General features: G+C 56.2%; 13 protein-coding genes and 1 tRNA gene. 5 read left to right on the forward strand and 9 right to left on the reverse strand.

Annotation, left to right across the window (positions count from 1 at the left end; translation table 11 throughout):
- Positions 1-2,672: DUF4011 domain-containing protein (locus tag M0974_RS10645; protein WP_297836036.1), on the reverse strand; the 2,672-nt coding region annotated here is incomplete at its 3' end.
- A 503-nt stretch (positions 2,673-3,175) separates the two neighbouring features.
- On the opposite strand from M0974_RS10645, the gene M0974_RS10650 reads away from it, so the two are divergent.
- On the forward strand, positions 3,176-3,454 hold the full coding sequence (locus M0974_RS10650; protein WP_297836057.1) for a type II toxin-antitoxin system RelE/ParE family toxin: 279 nt from the start codon (positions 3,176-3,178) through the stop codon (positions 3,452-3,454).
- 8 nt (positions 3,455-3,462) lie between these two features.
- Positions 3,463-3,768, forward strand: a complete 306-nt coding sequence (locus tag M0974_RS10655) for a HigA family addiction module antitoxin (RefSeq protein ID WP_297836038.1) — start codon at positions 3,463-3,465, stop codon at positions 3,766-3,768.
- Positions 3,769-3,892: 124 nt separating this feature from the next.
- Here M0974_RS10655 and M0974_RS10660 read toward each other — a convergent pair.
- From M0974_RS10660 to dapA, 5 genes are all read right to left on the reverse strand, one after another.
- Positions 3,893-3,982 (reverse strand) — tRNA-Ser (locus M0974_RS10660).
- A 92-nt stretch (positions 3,983-4,074) separates the two neighbouring features.
- Positions 4,075-4,785: a phosphoribosylaminoimidazolesuccinocarboxamide synthase gene (gene purC, locus M0974_RS10665; protein ID WP_297836039.1), complete on the reverse strand. Its 711-nt coding sequence runs from the start codon at positions 4,783-4,785 to the stop codon at positions 4,075-4,077.
- A 28-nt stretch (positions 4,786-4,813) separates the two neighbouring features.
- Positions 4,814-5,572, reverse strand: a complete 759-nt coding sequence (locus M0974_RS10670; RefSeq protein ID WP_297836040.1) for an MBL fold metallo-hydrolase — start codon at positions 5,570-5,572, stop codon at positions 4,814-4,816.
- Positions 5,573-6,688 (reverse strand): outer membrane protein assembly factor BamC, encoded by a 1,116-nt coding sequence (gene bamC / locus M0974_RS10675; RefSeq protein WP_297836043.1) that lies wholly within the window; start codon positions 6,686-6,688, stop codon positions 5,573-5,575. It lies immediately after the preceding gene.
- Between the two features lie 17 nt (positions 6,689-6,705).
- Positions 6,706-7,584 carry a 4-hydroxy-tetrahydrodipicolinate synthase gene (dapA, locus tag M0974_RS10680; protein WP_297836044.1) on the reverse strand — a complete coding sequence of 293 codons (879 nt, stop codon included), beginning with the start codon at positions 7,582-7,584 and terminating at the stop codon, positions 6,706-6,708.
- A 326-nt stretch (positions 7,585-7,910) separates the two neighbouring features.
- Here dapA and M0974_RS10685 point away from each other — a divergent pair, with 326 nt between their 5' ends.
- Together M0974_RS10685 and M0974_RS10690 are read left to right on the forward strand one after the other, a co-directional pair.
- A complete protein-coding gene (locus M0974_RS10685; protein ID WP_297836046.1) occupies positions 7,911-8,474 on the forward strand; it encodes a glycine cleavage system protein R in 564 nt (187 codons plus the stop codon).
- Between the two features lie 10 nt (positions 8,475-8,484).
- The gene (locus M0974_RS10690; RefSeq protein ID WP_297836048.1) at positions 8,485-8,958 is read left to right on the forward strand and encodes a peroxiredoxin; all 474 of its coding nucleotides are present in this window, start codon (positions 8,485-8,487) and stop codon (positions 8,956-8,958) included.
- 78 nt (positions 8,959-9,036) lie between these two features.
- Here M0974_RS10690 and M0974_RS10695 read toward each other — a convergent pair whose 3' ends face one another.
- The gene (locus M0974_RS10695) at positions 9,037-10,107 is read right to left on the reverse strand and encodes an AI-2E family transporter (protein ID WP_297836050.1); all 1,071 of its coding nucleotides are present in this window, start codon (positions 10,105-10,107) and stop codon (positions 9,037-9,039) included.
- Between the two features lie 63 nt (positions 10,108-10,170).
- Positions 10,171-10,422 (reverse strand): sulfurtransferase TusA family protein, encoded by a 252-nt coding sequence (locus M0974_RS10700; RefSeq protein ID WP_297836052.1) that lies wholly within the window; start codon positions 10,420-10,422, stop codon positions 10,171-10,173.
- Positions 10,423-10,573: 151 nt separating this feature from the next.
- Here M0974_RS10700 and M0974_RS10705 point away from each other — a divergent pair, with 151 nt between their 5' ends.
- The gene (locus M0974_RS10705; RefSeq protein ID WP_297836054.1) at positions 10,574-12,007 is read left to right on the forward strand and encodes a M48 family metalloprotease; all 1,434 of its coding nucleotides are present in this window, start codon (positions 10,574-10,576) and stop codon (positions 12,005-12,007) included.
- A 132-nt stretch (positions 12,008-12,139) separates the two neighbouring features.
- Here M0974_RS10705 and nadA read toward each other — a convergent pair.
- Positions 12,140-13,040: quinolinate synthase NadA (gene nadA / locus M0974_RS10710; protein WP_297836056.1), on the reverse strand; the 901-nt coding region annotated here is incomplete at its 5' end.

The raw sequence follows: 13,040 nt of genomic DNA on the forward strand, positions 1-13,040 counted from the left end.
GCATCGAGGGCTTTGAACCTGGCTATCTGATGCTCGTGTTTGATGCGGTCAAATTGTTGTAGCGCTGGCTTTTCGGCGTAGACCTTCTGCACCAGCCCCGAATACCAGGAAAAGTCGAGGATAGCCGGTAGCTGATCGGGCGTATCGCTGCGCAGGGCAATGTTCAGCAACTCTTCCAGTTGGGCCTGATACAACTCGCCCGACAGCACGTTGAGGCGGGCCATCTGGTAGAGCGCACCCAGGCTGGCCTGCCAAAGCTGCAAGCGCGCGCCCAAGGTCGGCAGATCCAGGCTGCGCAACGTTTGCGCGGTGTCATCCTGCATGCCGGTGACTTCCAGGCCGGCTAGCAATGCCTGATCGAGGCCGGCGAGGTGCACCTCTATATCACTGACCGTTTCCCCGAGCCCGCTGGCGTCCGTGTGCCCGGCGAGGAACGCAATGATCCCCTGTGGTACATGGCCGTTGCCGAGGTCTTCGTAGAGTTGGACGACCCAGGCGCTGACGCGCTCCAGCACAGGCCAGTCGGACTGCTGACGCTGCCATTGAGCACCGAAGAGCGCACTGCCCAGCCCCTCATGTTGGTCGTAATTTTTCTTGCTCTGTTGATAGGCCAGGACCGAATCGACCAGAGTGAGCTGCTCGGTATTGCTCTCAGGCAGCGTGCCCTGCGCGAGCCCTTGCAAGCGAGCCTTTGCCGCGCGATAGCGCCCGGAAAACATCTTCCACCACTTGTCACCGTAAGCCAGCAGATTCTGCCGAACGTCCAACAGGTCCTGCTCCCACGCGGCCTCGATCAGCCGGGCGCCGTGGTTGGCCCGACACATGCTCATGCGCTGGCCGGCATCGAGCAACTCACGGATTGCGTCGCGGCGCAGCTGCCAGTCACCCGTACTCAGCTCTACTCCTTGCAAACGAGGCGCTTCGGCTGCCCGCCTTGCTGCGCGGCAGATGACAGCAACGTCCGCAAGGGTGGCGGGTTGGGTCAGCATCAGCCGAGTCGAGAGCGCCTTGGCGGCGGCGTCCAGAGCGGACAAATGTGCACTTGCCTGCTGCAACGCATCGTTCGCACTGTTCTGTTCAATCGGAGAGAAATAAGTTCGCTTGCTTCCCCAGAACGGGCTCTTGTCCGGGCGGCCCATTTCCTTAAGATGAAGCGTCAACTCCTCAACCAGCTCACGGCGTTTTTGCTGATCAGACTGAGTCCATGCCACCATCGGTGCAAAGGCAATCGTCGGCAACACACCATAGCTGCGCTTGAGTTTGAGGTAACGACCCAGCACCTCGACAAAGTCCAGGCCGCTGGCACCCACAGGTGCACTCACCGCTTCGCAATAACGGTTCAAGTTGCCTTGCAGCTCCGCAAGGTTGGTCAGATCATCCTCGCCCACCTTGGTTAGCGGGCGGCCCTGTTCAAGCGTGCGACCCAGTTCCTTGAGCACCGATTGTTTGGTCGACTTGTGGCTATGCAGCTCTAGCACCGCATCACCCAAGTGACACTCGTCGAGGCGACGTTTAACCACCTCAAGGGCAGCCATTTTTTCGGCCACAAACAACACGGTTTTTTTCTGGGCAATCAGCTCCGCGATGATGTTAGTGATGGTCTGTGACTTACCAGTGCCTGGCGGCCCTTGGATAACCAGGTTGGCACCCTCCCGCACTTCGAGGATCGCTTCAGTCTGGCTGCTGTCCGCATCTTTGACGAAACGCACTTCCCCGGGCTTGAGCACCGAATCGATGTTCACATCCTCGGCGTAGGCCGGCCGCTGGTCGCCGAAGCCAGGCCCTAGAAGCCGGTTGATCACCGGGTGGGCATCGGGCTGCTGGTCTTGTGGCCAACTCTTCGGGTCCAAGTCCTTGAACATCAGAAACTTGCCAAAGGAGAAGAACCCGAGGGCCGCCTCGTTTGTTGACACCTTCCATCGGGGTTGCTTGCTCAGCAGGTCCGTCACTTCGGCATAAAAGGCGTCGAGGCTGCCCTCCGTAACAGCAAAGCGATCCTCACTGAACTCGCAAGCCGCGAGGTCGAGGCCAAAATCGGTCTTGAGCTTGGCGATCAACGACAAGTTGGGCATCAACTCATCGCCGGAATATTTCAGTTTGAAGGCGTCCTTTGCGCCGCTGCGCTCAAGGGTTACCGGCAACAACATCAAGGGAGCCTTACGCAGGTTCTCCGAGCTGTCCGCTTCGTACCAATGAAGGAAGCCCAGTGCCAGAAACAAGGTATTCACCCCTTGCTCCTCGACAAAGGCCCGCGCCTCAGTGTGAATCCTCAACAACTGCAGAAACAGGCGCTCTTCATCCAGCGCAGTCTGCAGCCGCGTATCCGTATGCCGCCGCGCCCGACCCGACTCGTCCACCTCATCGTCGACAGCACTCAACTCACCCAAGCTGTCGAGTTCATGCAACAGCAACTCATCAGTCGCTGCATCATGAGCCTCCGCGCCCTCTAGCTGTGCAGCCTTTGCCAACGCAGCCGACTTCTGGCGCGCCATCGGCAAAAAACTCATGGCCTTTTCCTGCCGGTAAAGCAGGTGGAACACCGCCTCTGACAGCTCATCCACCACCGCCAACGTCTTGGCTGATGCGCGGAAGTTCAGCATGGTGTTGCGAAGTCCGATATCGAGCAGTTCTTTGCGGCTACCCTGCAGCTTTTGACTAATCCCTGAACTCATGAAGACTCTCTTGAAACGTGGCCGAGGCTGGAAACGATAGGAAACAGATTGCAGTCGGTTAACGGCAGATGCTTGGATCATGAACGACGATCATGGCTATGACAACGAACTAATGCTGCCTGTAGAACCGAAAAAACCCCCAATGATGTCGCCGCTAGCCCCGGATGAAGGGCGTCCGTTCTTTCGGCTCAACTTGCGCAGGGCCACGGCCTAGTCGTCTGGCGCGGATATTCAAATGTATACCGCGAAAGCTTATTCCACTCATGCAGGCATCTCGCGGCTGTCGCTGCGCAGAATGCCCCGACCCCAAGTCAAGGAAGCAATTTGTCTGCACAGCCCCACATCTGGGCTTTTTTTACGCCCGTATCACCGAGGAGCTGGATGCAAAAAGCCACGCTAATGGGCAGCTAAAACCGCCATTAATCAAAAAATTTAAATGTGAGGTTGCACTTTTGTGTAGTAGCTATACACTCGAAATTAACGCATAACGTTAAGCATTAATGATGATCGGAAGCTTCAGTTGCAAGGATACAAAAAGCTTTTTCGAGACAGGTAAGACTCGTAAATGGTCCTCAATAGCTAACGTTGCTTCGCGAAAGCTAACCATGCTTGATGCTGCCGTAGAGCTTAAAGACTTGAAATCCCCGCCCGGCAATCGCCTTGAGCAGCTAGACGGCGACAGGCTTGGGCAGCACAGCATTCGAATCAACGATCAGTATCGAATTTGTTTCATTTGGGGCGCTAACGGCCCCGAAAACGTCGAGATAACCGATTACCACTGAGGTGGATCATGTTCAAAAACGGAATGCGCCCTGTACACCCGGGTGAAATCTTGAAAGAAGAGTACCTAGAGCCACTTGGGATCACGCCAGCGGCACTCGCTCGCGCGCTTCGCGTTTCAGCCCCCACGGTGAACGATATCGTTCGCGAGCGGAGGAATGTCAGCGCGGATGTGGCTCTACGCTTAGCGGCCGCTCTTGGGACTACCGCGCAGTTCTGGCTAAACCTTCAGGCCTCCTACGATCTGCGCAAGGCGGAGATAGAGAAAGGCGAGGAGATTGCGCGAGATGTTCATGTGCTTCAGCACTGCGCCTGAATGCACCCACCTTGTAATTGCTACCCAAAGCCCAGCCACGAGCCTGGGCTTTTTCATGCCACTCCAGAAACGAAAAAGCCCCTGTAATCTTTAACGATTACAGGGGCTTAGTCTTATTCAATAATGGCGGAGAGATAGGGATTCGAACCCTAGGTACTGTCGCCAGTACAACGGATTTCGAATCCGTCCCATTCGGCCACTCTGGCATCTCTCCAACGGCGCGCATGATAACAGTTCAATTGCCGAACGTAACCCCCTACGGAGGAAATTTTCGCGTGCTATCAGGCGCTTGCGTAACTTTTTGCGTTAAAGCGGTACGCCGAGGCGTTTTGCGACTTCTTCGTAGGCTTCGATGACGTCACCGAGGCCTTGGCGGAAGCGATCTTTGTCCATTTTCTTGCGGGTTTCTTTGTCCCACAGGCGGCAGCCGTCCGGGCTGAATTCGTCGCCGAGGACGATTTCGCCGTGGAAGGTGCCGAATTCGAGTTTGAAGTCGACCAGCAGCAGGCCAGCGTCGTCGAACAGTTTGGTCAGGATCTCGTTGACCTTGAGCGACAGTTCTTTCATGCGCACGAGGTTTTCGGCGGTGCCCCAACCGAACGCCACGACGTGGGATTCGTTGATGAACGGGTCGCCCTTGGCGTCGTCTTTGAGGAACAGTTCGAAGGTGTAAGGATTGAGCTTGATGCCCTCCTCCACGCCTAAGCGTTTCACCAGGCTGCCCGCTGCGTAGTTACGCACAACGCACTCGACCGGGATCATCTCAAGCTTTTTGACCAGGCATTCGTTATCGCCCAGCAGCTTGTCAAATTGGGTAGGGATACCCGCTTCTTCGAGCTTTTGCATGATGAAGGCGTTGAACTTGTTGTTCACCATGCCTTTACGGTCGAGCTGTTCGATACGTTTGCCGTCGAACGCCGAGGTGTCGTTGCGAAACAACAGAATCAAGCGGTCAGCGTCGTCGGTGGTGTACACCGACTTGGCTTTGCCGCGGTAGAGTTCTTCACGTTTTTCCATGATGGGCTCCGCTTGCTAAGTAGTTGGGCTAGGCGATGTGTCGCCAGTCGAGCCCTGAATCTTGATCGGCCAATTGCAGCCAGTCCGGGTCGCACCCGAGGGTGTCGACAAAACATTGCCGGGCCAGTTGCGGCAGGTTGTTCTTGCTACTGAGGTGGCCCAGCACCAAGTGCTGTAGCGACTGCCATCCCAGCTCGCTCACCAGGTTGGCAGCCTGATGATTGTTCAAATGTCCCAGTTCGCCGCCAACCCGCTCTTTCAAGAAGTACGGATAGCGACCTCTGGCCAGCATGTCACGGCAGTGGTTCGCCTCGATCATCAAGGCATCCAGGCCGTGATAACTCTGCAATACCGCTGGGCAGTAAGAGCCAAGGTCAGTCAGCAGGCCGAATCGACGCTGACCGTCGCTGAACACAAACTGCGTTGGCTCAAGGGCATCGTGCGCGACTGACACCACGTCGATGCTCAGCGCACCCACTTGCAACCCTTGGCCACCTGACAGAAACCCTGCGGCTTCCACAGGCTTGCGCATCCCACGCAACGTGCCGTTACTGAGGTAGACCGGTAGATTGTAGCGCCGCGACAGCAAACCCACGCCATGCACGTGGTCGGCATGCTCGTGGGTCACCAGAATCGCGCTCAACTGATGCGGGCTGACGCCTAGACGCGCCAGACGCCGCTCGGTTTCCCGCAACGAGAAACCACAATCTACCAACACGTACGTGTCGTTACTGGCGACCAGTGTGCCGTTCCCTCGGCTACCACTGCCTAAAACAGCGAAACGCACTTAACCCAAGTTGTCTTGAATAATACCCAACACGCGACGCGCTACATCAGCAGGCGCCACGGTATTGATATTCTTCTCGACAGTCACCTGCACGTTGTCACCCACTTTGCTCAAGCGGACTTGATAACGTTCGGCACGAGCTTCGATTTGTTCTTTGTTCGGCGCGCTGCCAAACAGGCGGCTGAAGAACCCAGGCTCGTTTTCAGGCTTCTTCGCCTTCTCTGCCAGGTTGATATAGTAAAGACCCAGGCTGCGGTTGATGTCTTCTACACGCCAGTCGCCTTGATCCAGCGCACGGCCCACGCTCGACCATGCACGGTCCAGGTCGTCAGCAACGTTGAGAACCGGGTTACCGCTGCCATCCACGCTCAAGGCAACGCGTTTCGGCGTATCGAAGTCACGAGCAGCAAGCAGGGAAACCGAACCGCCTTTCTCAGCGCTGCGGCTCATGCTGGCCAACAGGTCGTCGGTCAATGCCGAGTCGAGGCCCAGATTGGTGGTGTTAGCAGGGAATTCGACGTCCGTTGTGCTGCCCGCAGGTCGCGTAACGCTGACGACATAGATTTCGCTGGTATTGCGCTGCACGCCTGGCTCGATGCGAACACGCACGCGAGTTTCAGTGTCGGCGCTGGCGCCGCTAACGGTCAGGCGCTTGGCCATGGTGGCGGAAAGCCCGTCGATCGGCTGCCACGCGGTGTTGAACTCACCGGTCTGCGGACGCTCGTCAGCAACGCGGAAGCCATTGTCTTCAAAATATTGATGCGCGATCGGCCAGACTTCGGCAGGCGAACGCTGAGCCAGGATCGAACGTGAATCACCATTTTTTTGCAGGCTGAAATCGCTGGCAGTCGCACCCAACGACATCGGCTGAGGACGCGGTACGATGTACTCGCCTTTAGCCGTGTCGTTAGCCACGTTGCGCGGTATCGGCAGCAATGGATCAAGACGTTTCGCACCGGTGATATCCGGTGGCAACTGCATAGGTGCCGCTTGAGTGGCGTCCAGGTAATCACTGCCGCGATCGCGGAAGTAACCCTCTGGGCCCCAAATCCAGCCACAACCGCTGGTGCTGGAGATAATCAAGGCTAGTGCGGAAAGTCCGGCCAGTCGCTTCATTGCGTGATACTTCCTCATTAAAGCAATACACCGGACTGGCGAAGGGCCTGACGCAGCGGTTCGTGACAGGACTCGCTGAGCCAGGTGAGCGGCAGACGGATACCGTCCGGCATCATGCCCATCTCATGCAGCGCCCATTTCACGGGAATAGGGTTGGATTCAATAAACAGGGTTTTGTTGAGCGGCATCAGCTTTTCATGGATGGCCCGCGCAGTCACCGCATCGCCACGCATGGCAGCAGCGCATAGATCAGCCATGGCACGCGGCGCTACGTTGGCCGTTACCGAAATATTGCCTCGGCCGCCCAACAACATCAGCTCGACCGCGGTCGCATCGTCACCGGAACACACCAGGAAGTCACTGCTGACCCGCGCCAGAATATCTTTTGCGCGCTGCAGGTCGCCGGTGGCTTCCTTGATACCGATGATATTGGGCACGGTTGAAAGACGCACAACGGTGTCTGCCAACATGTCGCACGCTGTACGTCCTGGGACGTTATACAGAATCTGCGGAATATCGACTGATTCGGCAATGAGCTTGAAGTGCTGATACAGCCCTTCTTGCGTCGGCTTATTGTAATAAGGCGTGACCAGCAAGCACGCGTCAGCGCCTGCGGTTTTCGCGTTACGCGTCAGTTCGATCGCTTCGCGAGTAGAGTTCGCGCCAGTACCCGCGATAACGGGAATACGCCCTGCAACTTGGGCTACCACGCGACGAATCACTTCAATGTGTTCGCTCACGTCGAGTGTGGCCGACTCACCTGTGGTGCCGACCGCAACTATCGCGTTGGTGCCCTCTTGCAGATGGAAGTCCACCAATTTGCTCAAGCTGTCCCAGTCGAGACGACCATTTGCGTCCATCGGTGTGACCAGTGCCACCATGCTGCCCGCAATCATGCGACCGCTCCTGCCGGAAAAAGAGAGCGGTAATGGTACTGGCGCTATCAGCCTTGCACAAGCGAAGTACCGTGCTACGAGCATTCCCCTGAGCGATGCTTTTCGCTACCCTTTGTTCTTTGGTCAGTAAGGGTCTTCTACGCAGCTCGTTCAATCGGTCGTTTTTGCCGCCAGAACCCTTGCGCCAACGCTGTTACGACCCGTCATGGTTTAGCCATGACGGCCAGTGGCACTGGGGTTAAGGTTGCCGTCGGCACGAATAGGTTGTCGAGCCAACCGTTCAAGCCCACCTTATGTACTCACCGCTCATCGCTTAGGAATGCTGAATGTCGTCCACCCCCACAGTTCGCGAACAATTCCTTGTCATCAGTGCCCTTGGCGCCAACCCAATGGAGCTGACCAACGTGCTGTGCCGTGCCAGTCATGAAAACCGCTGTTCAGTGGTGAGTTCACGTCTGACTCGACATGGCGAATACAGTGCGCTGATTCTTCAGGTTTCAGGCAGCTGGGATGCCCTGGCTCGACTGGAAACGGGTTTGCCCAGCCTGTCGAAGAAGCACGCCTTTACTGTCAGTGTCGTGCGCAGCGCCAGCCTGGAAAGCCGCCCTGAGGCGCTGCCTTATGTCGCTTATGTCAGCTCGGCTTACCGTCCGGACATCATCAATGAGTTGTGCCAGTTCTTCATCGACCACAACGTCGAGCTGGAAAACCTCATTTGTGATACCTATCAGGCGCCCCAAACTGGCGGCACGATGCTCAATGCGACCTTCACCGTCACATTGCCTGCTGGCATCCAGATCAGCTGGCTGCGTGATCAATTCCTTGATTTCGCCGACGCGCTCAACCTTGATGCGTTGATCGAACCTTGGCGTCCACAGGCTCCCATGTAAGGAAACATTAATGGCCGTTGTTTTAAATGAAGCTGTCGCCGATTTTCAGGCGCAGGCCACCAGCGGGCAGACGATCAGTCTGGCCGGGCTTAAGGGCCAGCAAGTGGTGATTTATTTTTACCCGAAAGACAGTACTCCTGGCTGCACTACCCAGGGTCAGGGCTTTCGTGACCTGCAGGCTGAATTTGAAGCAGCCAATACGGTAGTGTTCGGTGTTTCACGCGACAGCCTGAAGTCTCACGAGAACTTCAAGGCCAAACAGGCATTTTCGTTCGAGTTAATTTCAGACAAAGACGAAGCGTTGTGCCAATTGTTTGATGTTATCAAGCTGAAAAAGCTCTACGGCAAGGAGTACCTTGGTGTAGATCGCAGTACATTTCTGATCGATAAAGATGGTGTGTTACGGCAGGAATGGCGCGGTGTAAAAGTGCCCGGCCATGTGACTGCGGTGCTTGAACAGGCACAGGCATTGAATAACGGCTAGTTGCCGTATAAGACGTTCGCTGCCGGCACACATTGACGTGGCTTGCAGCGAAAACGTCTTGCCCCCCTTCCTGATTCTCTACAACAGCGGCGACACTGTCGGCTCGTTGCGCGGCCATGCGTCCAACACCGCCTTGAATAAAGTGGCCAGCGGTATCGCGAAGAACACGCCCCAGAACCCCCACAACCCGCCAAACAGCAGCACCGCACAGATGATTGCCACCGGGTGCAAGTTGACCGCTCCGGAAAACAGCAAAGGCACTAACACGTTGCCATCCAGTATTTGTATCACGCCATAAACCGCCATCAGGTAGATGAACTGGTCGCTCCAACCCCATTGGAATAACGCGATCAAGGTCACCGGAACCGTGACAACTACGGCGCCCACGTACGGCACAACCACCGATACGCCGACCAACAACGCCAGCAATGCCGCGTAGTTCAGACCTAATGCCACAAACGCAATGTACGTGACCCCGCCGCAGACAAAAATTTCGATGACCTTGCCGCGAATATAGTTGGCAATCTGCCGGTTCATTTCTTGCGCAACGCGGGTGATCAACGTTCGCTCGCGGGGCAAATAACTGCTGGCCCAGCGCCCAATCATTGCCCGGTCTTTCAAGAAGAAAAAAACCAGGATGGGCACCAGCACCAAATAAATCATCACATTGACCAGCAGCGGCAGGCTGGACAGCGAAAACGTCAGTGCCCACTGGCCGAATTTGCCGGTTTCTCCTCGTGCGACTTCGATCGCTTGCAGCACTTGTTCATCCGACACTAAATGCGGATAGCGCTCGGGCAGTAGCAACAACAACGATTGCCATTTGGCGAGCATGCCCGGCAGCTCGTTAAACAAGGTGATCAACTGATGCCAAAGCAAGGGCACCAGCACCAGCAGAAATACCAGTAACGCCCCCATGAACAACGCGAAGACCACACCGACGGCGGCAACCTCAGGCATCCGCAGACGCTCTAGCAGGCTGACCATGCCCTGCATAAGAAACGCCAGCACCATACCGGCCAATACAGGCGCGAGCATGCCACCGAAGGTCAAAACGATCGTAAACGCGAGAAACAACAATACCGAGAGTACGACGGCCTCCTCGTCGGAGAAGTATCGCTGTATCCAGTCGCGTAGCACCTTGAACATCAAGAATCCTTCAAGCAGTTATCGTCAGTCACAATTGACAAGGGGGCAAATAACGCAGGTCGGTCAGGCTTTGCGTAGCCAATAACGATAAACGCCCGCATCCACTTCTTCGTGCAGCAATGTGTGGCCAGCCAGCTTGGCAAAGGTCCGGAAGTCACGCTGGGAGCCTGCATCGGTCGCAATAACTTTAAGCACAGCACCGCTGGCCAGGCGATTGAGCGCAAGCTTGGCTTTGAGTAATGGCAGCGGGCAGTTCAGGCCGCTGGCATCCACTTCAGCGTCACTCGCCTCAGGGCGCTCTAAAGCGTCAGACATCATTTATCTCCAGGCAGGCACATCGAATTGCGTTGCAACCGCGCAATAGACGCGGTGGAAGTGTTAAACCGTCAACAAGAATACCTCACTCTGGTCAGCAAGCCATTGAGCCAGCTACAGTAAGGGCTCTTTAACGCTTAGAGCCTTGTGCATGAAATTTCTGCGCCCTACCTTGTTGACGCTCGCCTGCCTGCTCGCCTCGCCGGGGTTTGCTGACGATTTGCCGTCACTTGGCGACGCCAGCTCTTCCATTGTATCTCCGCAACAGGAATATCAACTCGGCCGCGCCTGGCTCGGCATGCTGCGCGCTCAGGTGTCACAGCTGTCTGACCCGCAGCTCAAGGACTTTGTCGAAACTACAGTCTATCGTCTCGCTGAAACCAGTCAGGTGCAGAATCCTCGACTGGAATTCATCCTGATCAATAGCCGTGAGTTGAACGCATTCGCCGCACCGGGCGGCATTGTCGGGGTTAACGGCGGGCTGTTTCTTAATGCCCAGAACGAAGCCGAATACGCAGCGGTACTCGCCCACGAATTGGCTCACTTGTCACAACGCCACTTCGCACGCGGCGTCGAAGCGCAGCAACGTATGCAGGTTCCGGTGCTCGCCGCCATGTTGGCCGGTATTGTGATGGCCGCCGCTGGCGCGGGTGACGCAGGGATCGCAACGATTGCTGGCACCCAGGCAGCGGCTATCCAAGAGCAAACGCGCTTTTCCCGGCAAAACGAACAAGAGGCCGACCGAATCGGCATGATCAATCTGGGAAAAGCCGGCTATGACCCACGGGCAATGCCGAACATGTTTGAACGGCTGATGCGTCAATATCGATTCGATGCCAAGCCTCCGGAATTTTTGCTCGATCACCCGGTAACCGAATCGCGTATTGCTGACACCCGTAACCGCGCCGAACAAGAGAAGAAAGGCGGCAAAGAAGACAGCGTGCAATACCAGTTAATGCGCGCACGCGTTGCGCTGTATTACGAAGAATCGTCGGGGCTTGCCGCGAAACGCTTCCGCGCGCTATTGGAAGACAACCCTCGGTCCGAGTACGCACGTTACGGGCTGGCCATTGCTCAAATCAAGGCGTCGCAACTTAACGATGCGCGCGAAACGCTTAAGCCATTGATCGCCAAAGACCCGAATAACATCACTTACAATTTGGCGCAGGTCGAGATTGACGTTGCCAATAACAAATATGCCGACGCCCAGCAGCGGCTCGATCGGATGAAAGTGCAGTTTCCTGACAATTACCCTCTGAATCAGGCACGGGTCGACTTGTTGATCAAACAGAACAAGCCTGTCGAAGCCGAACAAGGTTTGGACCAACTGCTGAAAAGCCGACCGTCCGACCCAGACATCTGGAGCTTGGTGGCAGACGTTCGCGGTTTGTCAGGCAACATGATCGGCTCCAACCAGGCTCGCGCCGAGTATTTTGCCCTGACCGGTGATTACCGCCAGGCTCAGCAGCAACTCGATATCGCCAAGCGCCGCGCCAACAACAACTTCCAACTGGCCTCGCGCATTGATGCACGGCAGAAAGACTTTGCCGAGCAAGAGCGGCTGCTGAAAGAGATGATGAATTAAAGCCCTATGCGCCCCCATTCTCTGTGGGACTGAATTCATTCGGGAAGGGCTACGACGCGGTTCATAAGATAAATCGCGCCGTCTTCTTCCCGAATGAATTCGGTCCTACAGAACACGGAAGATTATTTGTATTCAGGCATTACCCGCCAGTTTCATGCGCGCTGCTTGGGTGAAGTCCAGCATGCGCTGCAGGGGGCGAATTGCGTGGGGTATCAGTGCCGGGTCGACGAATATCTCGTTACTGCCCTCTCTAAGGCACTGCAAGGTGCGCTCAAGCGTGTTCATCGCCATCCATGGGCAATGTGCGCAACTGCGGCACGCGGCGCCATTACCGGCGGTTGGCGCTTCGATGAATATTTTGTCCGGGCACAACTGCTGCATCTTGTAAAAGATGCCGCGATCCGTAGCCACGATAAACACTGTGTTCGGTAACGATTGCGCGGCCGCGATCAGTTGACTGGTTGACCCAACAGCGTCAGCCAAGTCTATTACCGACTCTGGCGATTCGGGATGCACCAGAATAGCGGCCTCCGGATACAGCGCTTTCATGTCCTCCAACTGCTTGGACTTGAACTCTTCATGGACAATGCACGCACCGTCCCACAACAACATGTCGGCACCGGTTTCACGCTGTATATAGCGTCCCAAATGCTTGTCGGGCGCCCAGATGATTTTTTCGCCGTTGTCCATCAGGCTTTCGACGATTTCCAGCGCACAACTTGATGTAACCACCCAATCAGCGCGGGCCTTTACTGCGGCGGAAGTATTGGCATACACCACCACCGTACGCTCGGGATGCTGGTCGCAAAAGGCTGCAAACTCATCGACCGGGCAACCTAGATCCAGAGAACAGGTGGCCTCCAGCGTCGGCATCAAGATGCGTTTTTCGGGGTTGAGGATTTTTGCTGTCTCGCCCATAAAGCGCACGCCCGCGACCAACACCGTTTTCGCCGAGTGCTGATTGCCGAAGCGCGCCATTTCCAGCGAGTCGGACACGCAACCACCGGTTTCCTCGGCCAAGGCCTGAATCACC

The sequence above is a fragment of the Pseudomonas sp. genome, from assembly GCF_026224925.1.
Taxonomy (GTDB): domain Bacteria; phylum Pseudomonadota; class Gammaproteobacteria; order Pseudomonadales; family Pseudomonadaceae; genus Aquipseudomonas.